The 17,896-nt window shown below is 71.1% G+C and carries 18 protein-coding genes; 5 read left to right on the top strand and 13 right to left on the bottom strand.

What is annotated here, in order from left to right; all coding sequences use genetic code 11:
* Positions 1–114 precede the first annotated feature (114 nt).
* The 5 genes from ACFWP7_RS23240 to ACFWP7_RS23220 form a co-directional block, all read right to left on the bottom strand.
* Complete coding sequence (locus ACFWP7_RS23240; protein WP_384383962.1) at positions 115–1,431, bottom strand: RNA polymerase sigma factor; 1,317 nt, start codon at positions 1,429–1,431, stop codon at positions 115–117.
* 166 nt (positions 1,432–1,597) lie between these two features.
* Positions 1,598–3,505 (bottom strand): DNA primase, encoded by a 1,908-nt coding sequence (gene dnaG, locus ACFWP7_RS23235; RefSeq protein WP_384383959.1) that lies wholly within the window; start codon positions 3,503–3,505, stop codon positions 1,598–1,600.
* 46 nt (positions 3,506–3,551) lie between these two features.
* Complete coding sequence (locus ACFWP7_RS23230; RefSeq protein WP_384383956.1) at positions 3,552–4,817, bottom strand: NAD(P)/FAD-dependent oxidoreductase; 1,266 nt, start codon at positions 4,815–4,817, stop codon at positions 3,552–3,554.
* 93 nt (positions 4,818–4,910) lie between these two features.
* Positions 4,911–6,281 (bottom strand): deoxyguanosinetriphosphate triphosphohydrolase, encoded by a 1,371-nt coding sequence (locus tag ACFWP7_RS23225; RefSeq protein ID WP_384383954.1) that lies wholly within the window; start codon positions 6,279–6,281, stop codon positions 4,911–4,913.
* A 61-nt stretch (positions 6,282–6,342) separates the two neighbouring features.
* Entirely contained in the window at positions 6,343–7,263 is a 921-nt protein-coding gene (locus ACFWP7_RS23220) for a sirohydrochlorin chelatase (protein ID WP_384383952.1), read from the bottom strand.
* A 211-nt stretch (positions 7,264–7,474) separates the two neighbouring features.
* Between ACFWP7_RS23220 and ACFWP7_RS23215 the strand changes: the two genes are divergently transcribed.
* Together ACFWP7_RS23215 and ACFWP7_RS23210 are read left to right on the top strand one after the other, a co-directional pair.
* Positions 7,475–8,182, top strand: a complete 708-nt coding sequence (locus ACFWP7_RS23215) for a vancomycin high temperature exclusion protein (protein WP_384383949.1) — start codon at positions 7,475–7,477, stop codon at positions 8,180–8,182.
* Positions 8,182–9,672 carry a membrane-associated oxidoreductase gene (locus tag ACFWP7_RS23210; protein WP_384383983.1) on the top strand — a complete coding sequence of 497 codons (1,491 nt, stop codon included), beginning with the start codon at positions 8,182–8,184 and terminating at the stop codon, positions 9,670–9,672. The genes ACFWP7_RS23215 and ACFWP7_RS23210 overlap by 1 nt, the downstream gene beginning before the upstream one ends.
* Before the next feature lie 130 nt (positions 9,673–9,802).
* On the opposite strand, the gene ACFWP7_RS23205 is transcribed toward ACFWP7_RS23210, so the two are convergent.
* The 4 genes from ACFWP7_RS23205 to ACFWP7_RS23190 all read right to left on the bottom strand — a co-directional run bounded on the left by ACFWP7_RS23205 (position 9,803) and on the right by ACFWP7_RS23190 (position 12,072).
* Positions 9,803–10,033 (bottom strand): twin-arginine translocation signal domain-containing protein, encoded by a 231-nt coding sequence (locus ACFWP7_RS23205; protein WP_384383946.1) that lies wholly within the window; start codon positions 10,031–10,033, stop codon positions 9,803–9,805.
* Between the two features lie 31 nt (positions 10,034–10,064).
* Positions 10,065–10,478 (bottom strand): gamma-glutamylcyclotransferase family protein, encoded by a 414-nt coding sequence (locus tag ACFWP7_RS23200; RefSeq protein WP_384383943.1) that lies wholly within the window; start codon positions 10,476–10,478, stop codon positions 10,065–10,067.
* 158 nt (positions 10,479–10,636) lie between these two features.
* A complete protein-coding gene (locus ACFWP7_RS23195) occupies positions 10,637–10,777 on the bottom strand; it encodes a hypothetical protein (RefSeq protein ID WP_384383940.1) in 141 nt (46 codons plus the stop codon).
* A gap of 380 nt (positions 10,778–11,157) precedes the next feature.
* Positions 11,158–12,072, bottom strand: coding sequence for an aldo/keto reductase (locus ACFWP7_RS23190; RefSeq protein ID WP_384383938.1), 915 nt, complete (start codon positions 12,070–12,072; stop codon positions 11,158–11,160).
* 70 nt (positions 12,073–12,142) lie between these two features.
* Between ACFWP7_RS23190 and ACFWP7_RS23185 the strand changes: the two genes are divergently transcribed.
* From ACFWP7_RS23185 to ACFWP7_RS23175, 3 genes are read left to right on the top strand one after another with little or no spacing between them, the layout of a single operon-like run.
* Positions 12,143–13,186: a helix-turn-helix domain-containing protein gene (locus ACFWP7_RS23185; protein ID WP_384383936.1), complete on the top strand. Its 1,044-nt coding sequence runs from the start codon at positions 12,143–12,145 to the stop codon at positions 13,184–13,186.
* A 38-nt stretch (positions 13,187–13,224) separates the two neighbouring features.
* Positions 13,225–14,460, top strand: coding sequence for an MFS transporter (locus ACFWP7_RS23180; RefSeq protein WP_384383934.1), 1,236 nt, complete (start codon positions 13,225–13,227; stop codon positions 14,458–14,460).
* Between the two features lie 39 nt (positions 14,461–14,499).
* On the top strand, positions 14,500–15,114 hold the full coding sequence (locus ACFWP7_RS23175) for a DinB family protein (RefSeq protein WP_384383932.1): 615 nt from the start codon (positions 14,500–14,502) through the stop codon (positions 15,112–15,114).
* A gap of 80 nt (positions 15,115–15,194) precedes the next feature.
* Here the strand turns inward: ACFWP7_RS23175 and ACFWP7_RS23170 are convergent, their stop codons facing one another.
* The 4 genes from ACFWP7_RS23170 to ACFWP7_RS23155 form a co-directional block, all read right to left on the bottom strand.
* The gene (locus ACFWP7_RS23170; protein ID WP_384383929.1) at positions 15,195–15,863 is read right to left on the bottom strand and encodes a formylglycine-generating enzyme family protein; all 669 of its coding nucleotides are present in this window, start codon (positions 15,861–15,863) and stop codon (positions 15,195–15,197) included.
* A gap of 16 nt (positions 15,864–15,879) precedes the next feature.
* Positions 15,880–16,584 carry a hypothetical protein gene (locus ACFWP7_RS23165; protein ID WP_384383980.1) on the bottom strand — a complete coding sequence of 235 codons (705 nt, stop codon included), beginning with the start codon at positions 16,582–16,584 and terminating at the stop codon, positions 15,880–15,882.
* Between the two features lie 301 nt (positions 16,585–16,885).
* A complete protein-coding gene (locus ACFWP7_RS23160; RefSeq protein ID WP_384383926.1) occupies positions 16,886–17,701 on the bottom strand; it encodes a hypothetical protein in 816 nt (271 codons plus the stop codon).
* Positions 17,702–17,705: 4 nt separating this feature from the next.
* On the bottom strand, positions 17,706–17,885 hold the full coding sequence (locus tag ACFWP7_RS23155; protein WP_384383924.1) for a hypothetical protein: 180 nt from the start codon (positions 17,883–17,885) through the stop codon (positions 17,706–17,708).
* Between the last annotated feature and the right edge of the window lie 11 nt (positions 17,886–17,896).

Below are 17,896 nucleotides of genomic sequence, written 5' to 3'. Positions count from 1 at the left end.
TCGCCCCCTCCGCCCCTACCCGTCCCTTGTTCCTGGGGCTCCGCCCCAGACCCCGTTCCTCAAACGCCGGAGGGGCTGAATCTGTCCCCGGCCGACCCTGAGATTTTCTGACCCTCAGTCCAAGTAACCCCGCAACTGGTCCGCGAACGCGTGGTCCCGCAGCTTATTCAGGGTCTTGGACTCGATCTGGCGGATGCGTTCGCGCGTGACGCCGAAGATGCGGCCGATCTCCTCCAGGGTGCGGGGACGCCCGTCGGCCAGCCCGTACCGGAGCTGGACGACCTTCCGCTCCCGCTCCCCGAGCGTGGAGAGGACCGCCTCCAGATGCTCACGGAGCAGCAGGAACGCGGCGGACTCCACGGGAGACGTCGCGTCGCCGTCCTCGATGAGGTCGCCGAGCGCGACATCGTCCTCCTCGCCCACGGGAGCGTGCAGGGACACCGGTTCCTGGGCCAGCCGCAGGACTTCGCTGACCCGCTCGCTCGGCAGGTCGAGGTGCGCGGCGACCTCCTCGGGAGTCGGCTCGTAGCCGCGCTCCTGGAGCATGCGCCGCTGCACCCGCACCACCCGGTTGATCAACTCCACGACGTGGACCGGGACTCGGATGGTCCGGGCCTGGTCGGCGAGGGCCCGGGACATGGCCTGACGGATCCACCAGGTCGCGTACGTCGAGAACTTGTACCCGCGTGCGTAGTCGAACTTCTCAACGGCCCTGATCAGGCCGAGGTTTCCCTCCTGGACCAGGTCGAGCATGGTCAGGCCCCGGCCGACGTACCGCTTGGCGACGGAGACGACGAGCCGCAGATTCGCCTCGATGAGGCGACGCTTGGCCATGCGGCCCATGACGACCAGTTTGTCCAGGTCGAGGGCGAGCTGGCTGTCCAGATCGGAGGCGAGCCGGAGCTTCTCCTCGGCGAAGAGGCCGGCCTCGACACAGCGGGCCAGATCGACTTCCTCGGCCGCGGTGAGCAGGGAGATCCGGCCGATCTCGCGCAGGTACTGGCGGAACAGGTCGGAGGAGGGGCCACCGGTGTCGGCGGCGCGGCTTCGGGGCAGTTCGACGGGCTCGGGAGCCTCGGACTCGGCTTCCACCTCGATGGTCTCGGCGGCGCCTGTGGACGGCTCGTCCAGCTCGGGCGGGCTCTCCGGCTCCGCTTCGGGGTGGTGCGCGGCACGGCTCTGCGGGGGGACCGTCCCGACGGCGTCGGTCTCGGCGTCCGCGTCCGTATCCGTGGTGTTCTCGGTCTGTGCGAGGGTCTGGGTCTGCACGGGGGCGACCTCCAGGAATGTCGCTGCGTAGGCATGCGGCAGCGTTACGTCGGGGATGGGGTCGACGGCCTCGCCGTTGTCCATCCCGTAGTCGTTTAGCGGAACTGCGGGGATCGGGGACCCGTCGCGTTCGGGTCGGCCGCGCTCCGAGGACTCAGGCACCGCAACCCAGTGTGGAGTACGACACATCGCTGCCACGAGGGGCGTGCGGTGACTTTTTGCGTCCGGTCCGTGACCGCGCGGATACTTTCATGCACGAGTGCGCGTTTCAGGGGGCTCCAAACGGGCGAGCGCCCGGCGTAGAACAGTGGGCGAGGGGCGCGAGGCGTCAGAGCGCCTCCGCGCCCCGCTCCCGCAGCGCCTGCTCGTACTGCTGGAGCACCCACAACTCGTTCTGTACGGCGGCCAGCTGGGCCGGGTCGCCGTGGGCGCTCTGCCGCGCCAGGCTGCCCTGGACGTCACGGATGCGGCGGTCGACGGCGCGGCGGCGGACCATGACGAGCTGGTCGCCCGCATAGGTCTCGTCGACCGTCTTGCGCATGATCGCCTCGACGGCCAGCTCGGTGACCATGGCGCGGGCCGCGTCGTCCGGGGCGGCTTCACGGACCCTCACCAGGTACTCCTGGGGGTCCTGAACGCCATGCTCCGCACCGCCCGCCTCCATGATCACCTGGCGTACGGCGGCGTACGGCGGGGCGGTGAACTCGTCGATCCCGTACGCGTCGAAGGCCGGGGAGACCAGTTCCGGGCGCTGGAGGGCGAGTTTGAGGAGCTCGCGCTCGGTGGCGAAGACCGGGTTGCGCAGAGTCAGGGCGGGGCCGCCGGTGGGTGCCTGGGCGGCCCCGGCGGCGTACGTCTGCTGGGGGCGCTGCCGGTCCGGCGCGGGGCCCTTGCCGCCGCGGTCGCGGGACCAGCGGGCCAGCTGGGCCACTCGCTTGACGACGAACTGGGTGTCGAGGATGCCGAGCATGCCCGCGAGCTGCACGGCGACCTCGTGCTGGGCGCCGGTGTTCTTGATGCGGGCGACGATGGGCGCCGCCTCGTCCAGCGCCCCGGCGCGGCCCGCGGGAGTTTCGAGGTCGTAGCGCAGGACGATCTGGCGCAGCGCGAACTCGAAGAGCGGGGTGCGGGGTTCGGTGAGGTCGGCGACCGCCGCGTCGCCCTTGGCGAGGCGCAGCTCGCAGGGGTCCATGCCGTCCGGGGCGATCGCGATGTACGTCTCGGCGGCGAACTTCTGGTCGTCCTCGAAGGCGCGCAGGGCGGCCTTCTGGCCCGCCGCGTCGCCGTCGAAGGTGAAGATCACGCGGGCCGAGCCGTTGTCCATCAGCAGGCGGCGGAGGATCTTGATGTGGTCGGTGCCGAACGCCGTGCCGCAGGTCGCGATCGCCGTGGTGACGCCGGCCAGGTGGCAGGCCATGACGTCCGTGTAGCCCTCGACGACGACAGCCCGGCTGGCCTTGGCGATGTCCTTCTTGGCGAGGTCGATGCCGTACAGGACCTGGGACTTGCGGTAGATCGCCGTGTCGGGCGTGTTCAGGTACTTCGGGCCGTTGTCCGACTCGTACAGCTTCCTCGCGCCGAAGCCGACGACCTCGCCGCCGATGTCGCGGATCGGCCACATCAGGCGGCCGCGGAAGCGGTCGATGGGGCCGCGGCGGCCTTCCTGGGAGAGGCCGGAGAGGAGCAGTTCCTTGTCGGTGAAGCCCTTGCCGCGGAGGTAGCGGGTGAGGTGGTCCCAGCCCTGGGGGCTGTAGCCGACGCCGAAGTGGGTGGCGGCCGACTGGTCGAAGCCGCGCTCGGCGAGGAACTTGCGGCCCGTGTCGGCCTCGGAGCTGGTGTCGAGCTGCTCGATGTAGAACTGCGCGGCCACCTTGTGGGCCTCGACCAGGCGGATGCGCTCGCCGCGCTGGTGGGCGGGGTTGTACCCGCCCTCCTCGTACCGCAGCGTGATGCCCGCCTGGGCGGCGAGGCGCTCGACCGACTCGGAGAAGGTGAGGTGGTCGACCTTCATCACGAACGTGATGGTGTCGCCGCCTTCCTGGCAGCCGAAGCAGTGGAAGAGCCCCTTGCTCGGGCTGACCTGGAAGGACGGTGACTTCTCGTCGTGGAAGGGGCAGAGACCTTTCAGGTTTCCGCCGCCCGCGTTGCGCAGCTGGAGGTACTCGGAGACCACGGCGTCGATCGGGACCGCGTCCCGAACCGCCTTCACGTCCTCGTCGTTGATCCTTCCGGCCACGGATGGATTCTACGGTGAGGGTGTGACAGTCGAGCGCCGTCGTCGGTCACGGGACGAGACTGTCCAGCGGAACGTGCGGGTCGGCGAGCGCCTCGGTGTCCACCTGGGCCCGGGATCGGATCAGCTGCTGGATGGGCTCCGTGACGTCCCACACATTCACGTTCATCCCGGCCAGCACCCGTCCCTCCTTCACCCAGAAGGCGATGAACTCCCGCTTGCCGGCGTCGCCACGGATCACCACGTGGTCGTACGTCCCCGGGGGCGCCCAGCCCGAGTACTCGAGCCCGATGTCGTACTGGTCGGAGAAGAAATAGGGCACACGGTCGTACGTCAGCTCGCGGCCCAGCATCGCGCGGGCCGCCGCCGGGCCGCCGTTGAGGGCGTTGGCCCAGTGTTCGACGCGCAGCCGGGTGTCGAAGAGCGTGTGGTGGAAGGAGGCGACGTCGCCGGCCGCGTGGATGTCGGGGTCGGAGGTGCGCAGCCGCTCGTCGACCGCGATGCCGCCGCCGTGCGCACGGTCGGCGATCTCCAGTCCTGCGGCTTCGGCGAGGCCGGTCCGCGGGGCGGCGCCGATCGCGGCGAGCACGTCGTGCGCGGGGTGTTCCTCGCCGTCGTCGGTGCGGGCGGCGAGTACCAGGCCGTCCTGGCCGACGATCTCGGTGAGGCGGGCGCCGAAGTGGAAACGGACGCCGTGCTCGCGGTGCAGTTCGGCGAAGATCTGGCCGAGCTCGGGGCCGAGGACCGAGTGCAGCGGGGTCGCCTCCGGTTCGACGACGGTGACCTCGGCGCCGTACTCCCGGGCCGCCGCGGCGACCTCCAGGCCGATCCAGCCGGCGCCCGCGATCACGATGTGCCCGTTGTCCCGGCCCAGCGCGGTGAGGACGCCCTTGAGGCGTTCGGCGTGGGCGAGGCGGCGCAGGTGGTGGACGCCGGTGAGATCCGTGCCCGGGACGTCCAGGCGGCGGGGCTCGGCGCCGGTCGCGATGAGGAGCTTGTCGTAGCGCACGAGGGTGCCGTCGTCGCCGAAGCGGACCGTCTTCGCGCTCCGGTCGATCGCGTCGACGGTCTGGCCGAGGTGCAGCTCGATGTCGTTGCGCGCGTACCAGGCGGGTTCGTGGACGAAGACGCTGTCACGCTCCTCCTTGCCGAGGAGGTAGCCCTTGGAGAGCGGCGGGCGTTCGTAGGGGTGGTCGCGCTCGTCGCAGATCAGTATCACCCGCCCGGTGAACCCTTCGGCTCGGAGCGTCTCGGCCGCTTTCGCTCCGGCCAGTCCGCCTCCGACGATGACGAATGTCTGATCCGCGTCGACCACTTGATGCCTCCTCGTAAGGATGTCGCCCTAGGCGAGCGTCCCGCACGCAGCGTGATGCGGGAAGAGGGAGAGGCCCGATCAGGCCACGCAGGGTCACCCTTTTCGGGCCCCCTGGGGCCGCGTGGTGAGCCTGAGGTGCAGGGAACGCGCCGAGGCGTCGGTGAGTGAGGAGATGTGGTCGACGATCACGCGCTTGCGTGCCCGGTCGTCCGGGGCCTCGTCGAACAGGGCACGGAACTGCGGGTCCAGGCCGTCCGGGGCGCGGTCGGTGAGCACCTGGGCCAGCTCGGCGACGACGATCCGCTGATCGGCGCGGAGCCGCTCCTGCTCGGCGCGCTGCATGACGTACCGGTCGGCGACCGCCTTGAGGACGGCGCACTCCAGGCGCGCGGCGCGTGGGACGACCAGCTCCGCCGCGTACCGCGTGAGCCGCCCTGTGCCGTACCTCGCGCGCGTGGCGCCCTCCGCCGCCAGGCAGAAACGCCCGATGAGCTGGCTGGTCGCGTCCTTCAGCCGGGCCTGTGCGACGGCTGATCCGTCGTACCTGTGCGGCCACCACTCCTGTTCGAGGAGCCGGTCGAGGGCTTCGGCGAGCTCTTCGGGGTCGGTGTCCGCGGGCACGTACCGCCCGATGGCCACCGCGAAGACCGCCTGCCGTTCCGGTTCGGCGTGCAGGCAGTTGGGGTCGATGTGGCCCGCGTGCAGACCGTCCTCGACGTCGTGCACCGAGTACGCCACGTCGTCCGCCCAGTCCATGACCTGGGCCTCGAAGCACGTACGGGTGCCGGGGGCGCCCTTGCGGATCCAGTCGAAGACCGGCCGGTCGTCCTCGTAGACCCCGAACTTCCGCGACTTCGGGTCGGCCGGGTGGGCGCCGCGCGGCCAGGGGTACTTGGTGGCGGCGTCGAGGGCGGCGCGGGTGAGGTTGAGGCCGACGCTGACGAGTTCGCCGGTCGTCCTGGAGCGTACGAAGTGCTTCGGCTCGATGCGGGTGAGCAGGCGCAGTGACTGGGCGTTGCCCTCGAAGCCGCCGCAGTCCGCGGCGAATTCGTTGAGCGCCTGTTCGCCGTTGTGCCCGAAGGGCGGATGTCCCAGGTCGTGGGAGAGGCAGCACGCCTCGACGAGGTCGGGGTCGCAGCCGAGAGCCGCACCCAGCTCGCGGCCGACCTGGGCGCACTCCAGGGAGTGGGTCAGCCGGGTGCGGGGGCTGGCGTCCCAGATCTGGCTGCTGGTGCCGGGCGTGACGACCTGGGTCTTGCCCGCGAGGCGGCGCAGGGAGGCCGAGTGCAGTACGCGTGCGCGGTCGCGCTGGAAGGCGGTGCGCCCGGGACGCTTGTCGGGCTCGACGGCCCAGCGCTCGGTGGAGGTGTCGTCGTACGCGAACCCGTCCTGTCCGTCGGGTGTGGCGTGGTCGTCGGGTGCCTTCGGGTCGATGCTTTCGGTCTTCGGTGCGGTGCCTTCCATGCCCCGACAGTAAACGCAGCCAGTGACAAACGGGGCATGGCCGTCCGCTCGGGGCTGTGCTTCAGGCCGTGGCCAGCGTGCGTTCCGGGGTGGGCTCGGGGGTCGCGAGGGCCTGGTCGTAGCGGTGCAGGACCAGGCGGGCCATCGCCGGGTGGTCACCCAGGGGCTCGGCTGCGATCCCGGGGACGGCCTCGGCGCACTCGGTGGCGAAGCGGCCGGGGGCGGTGAAGTACGAGGCGACGGCGATGCGGTGACGGCCTCGGGCGGCCATGGCGCGCACGGCGGCGGGGACGGTGGGCGCGGCGGCGGACGCGTACGCCGGGACGACGGGAACGCCCAGGCGCTCGGCGAGCAGGTGGGCGGTGCGGCGGGTGTCGAGTCCCGCGTCGGGGTCGCGGGACCCGGCGGCGGCGAGGACGACGCCGCTCGACCGGCGCGCCGAGTCGCTCATGCCCGTCCGCCAGCCGGCCTCGACGAGCCGCGCGTACAGCGTCTCCACGAGCAGGGGGTGCGGTCCGAGCGGGGCGGCGACGCGGGTGTGGAGCGGCGCGGGGGCGGCTGCCGCGGCCTCGGGGATGTCCCGCTTGACGTGGTAGCCGCGGCTGAGCAGCAGCGGCACGAGGACGGCCTGACCGCCCTCGCTGCCCGTGAGTGACGCGAGTGTGTCGGGCAGCAGCGGCTCGTTCAGTTCGATGTGTCCGAGGTGGACGGACAGATGGGGGCGGAGCTCGCGGACCCGCTCGATCAGGGTGCGTACGGTGTGCAGCGCGCGCGGGTCGCGGCTGCCGTGCGCGACGAGGACGAGCGCCGGAGGTACGGGACGGCGTGCGCCGTTGAGCGAGACGAGGCTGAGTTGACTGCCGAGCCGACTGGTGATCGCGTTCATGAGTTGCGCCGTACTGTCGAGGTGGGCGCCGACGAGCGGCCGTGGGCCACCGGGGCCGGGCGAGGACTCGTCGTGTGCGGGGTTCGACGCCGTCATGGCGCCGATCCTGACGGTACGAGGTTGCCGCGCCGTTGCGCGGGTATGACGGGTGTTTTCCGGGGGTTCACGGTCGGGCGCGGCGCTGTGTGAGCGGCCGTGACCTGCGCCTGCGGCGGACCGAGTGAAGCTGATCACTCCATGGAAGCGAACCGGATCACTGTTCGACGCGTCCTCCATGGTCGAGGCCACCTGGGGAGGGGACCGCCCGATGCGCCACCTGAAGCTGCCGAAGCCACGCCTGCCGCGTCTACCACGCCTGCCCCGCACGCGTGCCGGGCAACGGCGCGCCGTACAGGGGTTCGTACTGCTCTGCGTGCTGGCGCTGCTTCCCTCGACATGGATGTACGTCGTGACGGGCGACCGGCTGCGTACGACGGCGGACGCCCCGCGTACCGAGGTGGCCGTGGTCTTCGGCGCCGGGTTGTGGAACGGCGAGCCGTCCCCGTACCTCGCCAACCGCCTCGACGCGGCGGCCCAGCTGTACCGCACGGGGCGTGTCGAGGTCGTCCTCGTCACCGGCGACAACAGCCGCGAGGACTACGACGAACCGGACGCGATGCGCACGTATCTGAGCGAGCACGGCGTGCCCGACGGACACATCGTCAGCGACTACGCGGGCTTCGACACCTGGGACTCCTGTGTGCGGGCCAAGAAGATCTTCGGCGTCGACCGGGCCGTGCTGATCAGCCAGGCCTTCCACATCCGCCGCGCCGTCACCCTGTGCCAGGAGGCAGGCATCGAGTCGTACGGCGTCGGGCTCGACGCCAAGCATGACCTGACCTGGTACTACGGGGGCGCCCGGGAGATCCTGGCAGCGGGGAAGGCCGCGCTGGACGCGGTGTTGCAGCCGGATCCGCGGTTCCTTGGGCCCAAGGAACCCGGGGTTGGACAGGCCCTGGCGGCGGCGGGCGAATGATGGCGGTCACCGACCTCACCCCCGCGGAACGCCGGGTCTGGGAGGCCTTCCCGCTCGGCGAGGGGATCGATTTCCGCGAGAGCGCCGACGAGGACTCCTCGGCCGGCCCGTCGTGGGGTCCCGAGCGGACCGTACGCGCCGAGGTGCTGCGGGCGCTGCTGATCGACGGACCGGCCCACGACGGTGAGATCGCCGGCCTGAAGCTGACGGGCGCGCGCATCACGGGACAGCTGGATCTCACGTACGGGACGGTCCGGCACGCCGTGCGGCTGCGGTCCTGTCACTTCGAGCAGACCCTGACGCTCTACGGGGCGGAGGTCCGCGCCCTGGTGCTGAGCGACTCGGTGCTGCCCGGGCTGACCGCGGGAAACCTGCGCGTCGACGGGGCGCTGCGGCTCAGCTGCTCCCGTATCACCGGCCCGGTGCGGCTCCAGGGGGCGAAGATCTCCGGTGCCGTGTTCGTGAACGGGGCCCGTCTGGGCCTCCCGACGACATTGGACACCCCGGACTCCGACACTCCCGAGGAAGCGGCACTCCAGCTGAACCACGCGGACATCGGCACCGACCTGTGGGCCGTCGGCCTCGTCGCCCACGGCCAGGTCCGGCTGAACGGGGCCACGGTCGGCGGCCAGGTGAACCTCGACGACGCCGAGCTGCACGCGCCCGGCGGCACCTCCCTGCACGCCGAGACTCTCTCCGTCGGCACCGACCTGCGGGCCATGCGGCTGCGCGCCCATGGCCGGGTCAACCTCCGTAGCGCCCGGATTCCGCACCAGCTCAACCTCGCCTACGCCCGGCTGTCCCACCCCGAAGGGCAGGCCCTGCGCGCCAGCAGCTGTGTCATCGGCGAGCTGTGGCTGCGCGACGCCGCCCCGATCGAGGGCACCGTGAACCTGCGCCGCTCCCAACTGGACCTCCTGCACGTCCCTCCGGAAGTGTGGCCCGCTCGCGTCAGGATCGACGGCCTCAGCTACCGCACCCTCGCCCCGCATCTCCCCGCGAGGGAGCGACTGCCGCTGCTGGAAAGGGAGGAGGGCGGCTATCTCCCGTACGCCTACGAGCAGTTGGCCACCGCGTACCGCACCGGGGGTGACGACGCCGCGGCACGCACCGTCCAGCTGGCCAAACTCCGTCGACACCGCAGTACCCTGCCCCGCTACGCCCGGTTCTGGGGCCACTTGCAGGACGCGACCGTCGGTTACGGCTTCCGCCCGATGCGCGCGGCCGGCTGGCTGCTGTTGCTGCTGTGCACCGGCGCCGTGGCCTTCGCGGCGCACCATCCGCACGCCCTGAAGCCCGCCGAGGCACCGGTGTTCAACCCCGTCTTCTACACCCTCGATCTGCTGCTTCCCATCATCGACTTCGGTCAGGAAGGGGCCTTCGCACCGCGCGGCGGGTATCAGTGGCTCGCCTACCTGCTGATCGCCACCGGCTGGATCCTGGCGACGACGATCGCGGCGGGTGTGACGCGCTCGCTGAGCCGCCAGTGAACCGCCGGCAGCCGAGCGCCGGGGCGGCACCCGGGGCCGCCCTCGCGGCGCCCTCCGTCCCGCCGGGAGGCTCTGACAGTGCGCCGTCCAGGTAGTACGGCCCTTGCGTGACGATGGGGTTGACCACGCGCTAGTCGGCGGCGGAGGCGTTGGCGCCGGCCGCTGCATCGGGGGAGGTCGGAGCATCCGTTCCTGAGTTCTCGTCCGAGGAGCGCAGGACGAGCCCGATACTCAGGGCCGCTCCGGTGGCCGCGGCGCTCAACGCGAGGGCGCGTCGCCTCGAGATGTCGCCGTCGGACACGGCCGGACCCCCGGCGCGGGGCAGGGACAGCAGCAGCGGCAGCCGCAGCGGCAGGGACACAGGGCGGCCACTCGCACAGGTGCAAACACCTTCAGGCGTGCCAGTCCCCACCCTCGATGAGCTTGCCGCGGGCCCGCAGCCGGGCGGCGACCGCGGGTGCGGCCACGTACACCCAGGCCAGTACGGCCGCCCCGTCCGCACACGTCACCTCGCGCGCGACGCGCTCGTACAGGTTGCAGGGGTCGCCGGGCGCGTACTCCTCCAACTCGTCGAGCACGGCGAGCAGTTCGTCGTAGGCCTCGGGCAGTGCGGTGACCAGTTCCCCGCTCACCACTCCCCCCGCTCCCCCGAGTTCTTCGACGGCGTACGGATAGCCGGGTCCTTCGTACAGCAAAGCCCCCCGCAGCCGTCCCGGCGCCTCGGACTCCGTACGCCCGCGCAGGAAGAGGTCGTGGTTGCGCTCGCCGGGGCGCAGGGTGCCGTAGACGAAGAAGGGGTACCTCACGCGTCCTTTCCTCCTCCACACCAGGCGGCTGCGCCTCCGGTCGGCGCTTCACCACGCTCAGAGTGGCTGGACGAGGATGACACGGCGACCGTCAGCACAGCCCAGAGACGTAGTACGAAACGATGGCACCCAGAACCGTCGCCTCGCACCGGTCCCGTTCACCCCTCGCCGCAGTCGATCCACATCCGTACGGATCTCGGCCGATCGTGCCCGCCGTCGGCACTCCTGAACACCTCGACGTTCCGCATCTTGGCCAAGTGGTCATCCGCGGGCGGAGCGTAGGCGATGCGGTAGTTCAAGCGGCACCCCTCCTCTCTGCCTCGTCCGCCGCCGGCCGCTCCAGGAGCGCGTCGGCCTCCGAGTCGGGCACGGCCTCCGGCATCCGGTGCCGCATCTCCGCGTGGATCTCATCCGCCCCGGCCTCGTTGACGGCCCCCCGCCGCCATCGCCATACGCGACGCGACTCCCTGCACCCCACCGGTGCTTCCCTCCACGTCACCCCCACCCTCCGGACGGCCTTCCGCGTCGCTCTCACCACCCCTCAGTGCGACTTCCGTCGGGATTGATCCGGCAGAAGGACAGAGGCCCCGGCTCGTCCCGACCCGACAACCACCGAGCCGGGGGCCCGGGACCACGGAGGTCACGTCTGTGTTGGACGTGGCTCCCTGGCGATCAACGCTTACGTGCCGCTCCGGTGGAGGGACTCCAGGACGGCCTGTTCGGTCTCGGAAAGGCGCAACGTCCCGGCGGCGACGTTCGCGGCCAGGTGGTCCGGGTTGCCGGTACCGGGGATGGCCAGCACATGCGGCCCGCGGTGCAGCGTCCAGGCCAGCCGGATCTGCGCGGGGCTCGCCCCGTGGTCGCGCGCGACGGCAAGCACTTCGTCACTGTCGGTGCCGCGCGCGCCCGCCTCGCGCCCGGCGGCGGCGATCGCGTAGAACGGCACGAACGCGACACCCCGCTCGCCGCAGGTACGCAGGAACTCGTCGTGGTCGGGCCGGACACCAATGCCGTACGGGTTCTGTACGCAGACCACCGGCGCGATGGCCTGGGCCTCGTCGAGGTGTTCGGGACGGACGTTGGAGAGGCCCAGGTGGCGGATGAGCCCGGCGTCGCGCAGTTCGGCCAACGCGCCGAATCGTTCGGCGATCGAACCGGTGCCGACGATGCGCAGGTTCACCACGTCGAGGTGGTCACGGCCGAGCTGGCGCAGGTTCTCCTCGACCTGGCCTCGCAGTTGCTCCGGGGTGGCATGCGGCAGCCAGGCACCCGAAGGGTCGCGGCCCGGCCCGACCTTGGTGGTGATGACGAGGTCGTCCGGGTAGGGGGCCAGCGCCTGGTTGATCAGTTCGTTGGCGGAGCGCAGCGGTGAGAAGTAGAACGCGGCGGTGTCGATGTGGTTCACGCCGAGCTCAACGGCGTCTCGCAGCACGCCGATTGCCCGGTCACGGTCGCTCGGAGCGGCGTCGGCCGCGAACGCCTCGCCGCGCTGTGTCAGGCGCATCGCACCGAAACCGATCCGGTTGATCTCCAGGTCGCCACCGAGCTTCCAGGATCCCGATTCAGCAGCGTTGATCGTCTTTGGGGAGGTCATGCCAGGGATGATCTCCCCTCGGTAAACTGGCCGCCATTGATTCAGTCATGTGTGAATCCTTAGGGTGGCCATGCAGGATGAACTGGTGTTCTCGGCGAGTGATCTGGCTCAGATGCGGTTCGCCGTCTCGCCGATGTGGGAGGTCGGAACCAGCTTCAAGCTGCTGAACTCCGGCTCCGCACATCCCGTACACCGGCCCTGGGCCGAGCAGGTACGGCCTCGGGTCGCGTCCGCGGGGCTCGACCGGGGCTGGCTCGCCGAGCTGATCCCGCCCTCGGGATACGTGCCCGACTTCCTCAACCCGGCGGCCGCCGGACCGGCCCCGACCCTGGCAGTGGAGTTGGCCGGGATCCTGGCCAGTCCCGCCGTCCGGGTACGCCGGGAACTCGACCGTCTGGGGCAGGAGCAAGGGCGGCTGGGACCGAGGTCGCGGACCCTGTACGCCGAGCCGCGATCCCTCTTGGTCCGGGTTGCGGAAGAGATCAGGACTTACTGGGAGTTGGCGCTCGCCCCCTACTGGGCACGGATCCGGACCGTACTCGACGCCGACATCTTCCACCGCGCCCGGCAGGTCGCCGAGCACGGCACGGGCCACCTCTTCAACGATCTGCACCCGTCGTTGAGTTGGGACGACGACGCGCTACGGCTCGCCCGCCGACAGGGGACCCTGTCCCGGCAGACTGCGGGCGCGGGGCTGTTGTTGATCCCCTCGGCCTTCACCGGACCGGGCCCGCTCACCCGGGTGACACCACCGGAGCCGCCTCAACTGGCATACCCGGCGCGTGGAGTCGGCGCACTGTGGGAACCCCGGCCCTTCACCGGGACCGACGCCGTCGCCGCCGTACTCGGCCGCTCGCGGACCATGCTGCTGAGCGAACTGGAAACTCCGGCCTCCACCACCGAGTTGGCCCGCCGTACGGGGCTCTCGCCGGCCGGGGCCTCCCAGAACCTCACCGCGCTGCGCGACGCCGGCCTGGTCAGCGCCCATCGCGCCGGCCGCTCCGTCCTCTACGCCCGCACCGCCGCCGCCGAATCCGTTCTCGCCGCCGGCGAGTGTCCCGGCAACAGCTCACACAACCAGGTTGTTATTGCGAGTAATATGCAACAAGCTTGAGTGGCCCTTACCGCCTGCCCTGGACGCGGAGCCATTTCATGCCCAACCTGCTGCCGGATGCCGGACCTCAGCGTGTTCTCGCCGCCTCGAACTTCGTCTACACCATCGGCAGCGGTCTTTACCTGACCGCTGGGGTCCTGTACTTCACCCAGGCGGTTCACCTTCCGGCGGCCCAGGTGGGGCTGGGACTGGGCATCGCCGGTTTCGTCTCGCTCGCGCTGGGCGTCGGCGCGGGGCACCTCGCGGACAGGTACGGGGCGCGCGGCGTGTACGCGGTCACGCTCGTCGTCCGGGCGATGGCGACCGCCTCCTTCGTACTGGCGGACAGCTTCTGGCCGTTCGTGCTGGCGGTGTGCGCGGCCACCGGGGCGCAGGCCGCCGGAGTGGCCGCGCGCAGTCCGCTCGTCAGGCGCTACGGAGGGGACCGGCCGCAGGAGTTCCGGGCCTACCTCCGTTCCGTGACCAACGTAGGGATCTCCCTCGGCGCGCTGCTGGCGGGTTGGGCGGTCCAGGTCGGCACGCACAGCGCCTACCAGCTTCTCGTCCTCGGTATCGCGGTCTCCACCGCGACCTCGGCGGTCGTCCTGGTCCGCCTGCCCCCGGTCACGCCTGCCCCCGCAACCGGTGGCGGCCCACGCTGGATCGCCCTGCGGGACCGCCCCTACCTCCTGCTCACCGTCCTCGACGGCGTCATGGCCATCCAGTTCAAGGTGATCACCGTGGCCCTGCCGCTCTGGCTGGTCACGGCCACCACCGCGCCGCACTGGCTCATCTCGGGCACCATGCTCGTCAACACCCTGATCGTCATCGCGTTCCAGGTACGAGCCAGCCGCGGCATCGACTCCCCCACGGCCGGCGGAAGCGCCTACCGCCGGTCGGGCGTGGCCTTTCTCGCCTCCTGCTCCCTGATCTCCCTGTCCGCGGGGATCCCGGCATGGGCTGCCGCCGCACTGCTGATGTCCGCGGTGGTGGTCCACGCGATCGGCGAACTGTGGCACTCCGCCGCGGGCTTCGAGGTCTCCTTCGCCCTCGCCCCCGAGCGCGCCACCGGCCAGTACCTCGGCGTGTTCGGCCTGGGCGCCGGCCTGGCCGAAGCCCTCGGACCGGTCCTGCTCATCTCGCTCTGCATCACCTGGGGCCGCCCCGGCTGGTACGTCGTCGGAGCACTGTTCGCCCTCACCGGCCTGGCGGCACCACTCGCCGTCCGGTGGGCACAGCGTCAACAGCACACCGAGCGGGCTCAGTCCGAGGCCCTGACAAAGGTGCCTCAATAAGGTGGTGAACCGTGATCGCCCGAGCGGCAGACTGACCGCATGATCGGATCAGACCCCAAGCAAGACCTTCGTGTCGTTCTTCAGGATGCTCGCGACGCTCTGCTCCGGAAGCTTGAAGGGCTGTCGGAGTACGACATCCGCCGACCGATGACTCCGACCGGCACCAACCTGCTGGGGCTGGTCAAGCACCTGACCGGTGCAGAGGCCGTGTACCTCGGTGACACGTACGGCAGGCCGTTCGGTGGGCCGCCGCCGCCCTGGGTCCCCGGCAGCGACGCCGAGCCGGACTCGGACCTCTGGGCGACCGCCGACGAGACCCGGGAGGAGATGATCGGGCAGTACCGCCGTGCATGCGCCCACGCGGACGCAACGATCGAGGCGCTGGATCTCGACGTGGTCGGCCACCTGCCCGGGGGTGAGGGGAAACCGATAACGCTCCACCGGACACTCGTCCATATGATCGCCGAGACCTGCCGGCACGCCGGGCACGCCGACATCGTCCGGGAACTCATCGACGGGACCGTGGGACAGCGGACCGGGAACGACAACAGGGCACCCGGCGACGCGGCATCGTGGGAGAAGCGTCGACGTCGGCTGGAGAGTGCGGCTCAGGAAGCAGCAACTCGCCACGCCCGCCCGGAAACTGCCGGGTGACGACCGGCCACGACAGGACCGCGGCCCAGGTGCCTCCCCACTCTGTGCAGCGGGCTGTGCGTGGCGGCGAACCTCGCGCGTCAGCGCGCAACCGAGCGCGCGACCCGGAACCCCACGTCGTCGACCTGGAAGGTCGGGTGGCTGCGTCGTCGTACGGAGGAACGGCAGCTCCAGTGTTCGTCGAACCAGCCGCCGCCGCGCAGCACACGATAGGTGCCGTAGACCTCGGGGTCGTAGGTGTCCCAGCACCACTCCCAGACGTTGCCGAGCATGTCGTGGAGGTCCCACGGGTTGGGGCGCTTGCCGCCCACGTGGTGGATTCGGTCGTGGGAGTTGGCGCGGTACCAGGCGATCTCGTCGAGCGGTCCGTAGCGCGGTCCGCTCGTACCGGCACGGCAGGCGTGTTCCCACTCGGCCTCGGTCGGCAGTCGGTAGCCGTCGGCGGAGGTGTCCCACTCGATGTCCTCGGCGTCGAGGTCGTAGGCGGGCGCCAGACCGTCGCGCCGGGACAGGGCGTTGCAGAACCGGACGGCGTCCCACCAGGAGATGTCCGCGACGGGGAAGCGGTCCTCATCGGCGGCGCTCGGCCGCAGGCCGGTCACCTGTGTGTACAGCATCCGCGTCACCGGGAACGCCCCGAGCCGATAGGGCGCGAGCTCGACCGACCAGACGCGCTGCGTGCGCCGGTCCGACAGCCTGACCTCACCCGGCGGGATGGCGATCATCTCGTGCCCTGCACTCGTGTCCATGAGGGGGTGATCCTAGCTATCCGTGCAGCCAGATCCGCAGCGGACCGACCGGTTCGAAGCCCTGGCGGACGGCTGCCGCCAGGTCGTTCCCGTGCTCGTAGCCGACCACCGGCAGGGTGGGGAACAGCCGGTGCACCGCGTCCAGAACGGCCAACCAAGCCGCGTCAGGGCCGCCGTCCAGGGCGAAGACATTGGAGATGCCGACCACTTGGGCACTCCGGCTCGCCACCGCTCCGGCGGTCACGCCACCCCCGGGAGACCGCGCCGCGATGACGAAGGTGTCGGGGTCGTCGAGCAGTTCGGGTCGGAAGAGGTCCGCGTTTCCGCCCCCGTCGTCCCACGCGAACGCCCAGTCGCCAAGTGTGTCCGGGTCATCCACCACCTCCCAGGCGAGATGCGGGGCGACGGCGGGCGCGCCCGCCGGACGGTGGATCCACTCCGCCTCGAACAGCACCTGGAAGCCCGCCCCCGTCAGGTCGAGGTCGGCGAAGCTGTCCTTGACGGAGGCGCCGGGCGCGGCGGTGTCGATGCGTGCGGTCAGCGCGGCCGAGTCGGCGCCGGGCGCCAACGTCACCGCGTCGGGGTAGTACAGCGGCGTACGGGCCGGGGCGGCCCAGGCCTGCATCCCGAACTCGCCCACCACGTCGTGCGATCGGCTCATCACCGCGCACCACTCGGCGTTGTTGCGGGCGGCCCTCTCGACCAGAAGCTTCTTCGGCATCGTCACGGACTGATCATGACCTGCGCCGACCGGGCACACCCGCCGTAGGACGGACACTCGATGTCACGGACGGGCAGCGCTCCCGCCTCGCCGACCGACCAATGCGACCGAGCGCTTCCGTGACGAGTACGACAGGTGAAGTAGTCGTGCCGGGTTTCGGAACTGCGCGGAGCGATGTCGAAGCGTGCGGAGATGCCGCCCTCGCCGAAGCCTCAGACGGCAGGAACAGCATGTCGGACGAGGCCAGCCCCTGGCTACGGCTGCGTGTATTGGCCGTACGTCGTCCCCAGGACCCACAGAGTCAGCCCCCTTCTCGCGCCGGGCACACGCTGCCGAGACGCGACACTCGCCAGCCGTCCCCAAGGACTCCGCCCCGGTTGTCGAGCAGCGCCACCGAACGCGCCCGTACCGCCTCCCTCAGTGCCTCCCCCCGCAGCGCGGGGTCCGCGTCGAGGGCGCCGACGAGGGCAGTCACCGCGGTCCTTGCCCGGCGTACCGCGCACATCTGCGGGTGTACGGCCCACACCTCGCGGCCGTCCGCCATCCCGGCCAGCACACCGAACGAGCCCAGGCCGCAGTCCACCGGGACGAGCACCGGGCCGGCACCGCCCCGTGCGAACCGCTCGAACTGTTCCTGCGGCGCCAGCACGGCCAGTACGCCCCCCGGCCGCAGCGCGAGCTCCGCCGCCGCAGCCGCCGTCCCCACCCCGTGCGCCAGTGCCGCCCAGGCGGGGCCCTCGTCATGCGCCACCGAGAGCGCCTTCGCGCCCAGCGCCACTGCTCCCTCGACGATCGTGCGGGCCAGTGCGTCCTCGTCGGGTGCCCAGCTCAGCGCGGGCGCCCCGGCGCGTACGAACGGCAGAAAGCAGGGCAGTCCGGCAGCTTGGTACACGGGCAGGGCGCTGCGAGCGCCGACTGCATGGCTGTGGCCGACCACCGCCGTGCAACCGGCGCCGACGACGGCGTCAGCGACCCCCGGGATCTCGTCGTACACCTGCCACTCGGCAAGGTCCGGGCATGCGGACCGAGCCCGGTCGACCCGGCCGAGGAGGACCGTACCCCAGACCGTGCGCGGCCCGGTCAACGGGGCGACGACGGCGATCCTCGGCCGGAGCACCGGGTCAGCCCCAGATGAGAGAGTCGCCGGCGGCCGAGGTCACAGCCTGCGGTTCGGCGCCGGCGATCGTGGCGGCCGCGCTGAGGACGAGCACCGGGGCGAGCACCGCGACTACTCCGCAGAGCAGGCGTGTACGACGCGAGGACGCGGAAAAGGACGGGACGGAAGAGACGGACGCAGGCATGAGAATTCCCC

The organism is Streptomyces sp. NPDC058470 (genome assembly GCF_042721055.1).
In the GTDB taxonomy this organism is placed as follows: Bacteria; Actinomycetota; Actinomycetes; order Streptomycetales; family Streptomycetaceae; genus Streptomyces.
Note: the sequence above shows the minus strand (reverse complement) of the source record. Positions and strands in the feature narration are given on the sequence as shown.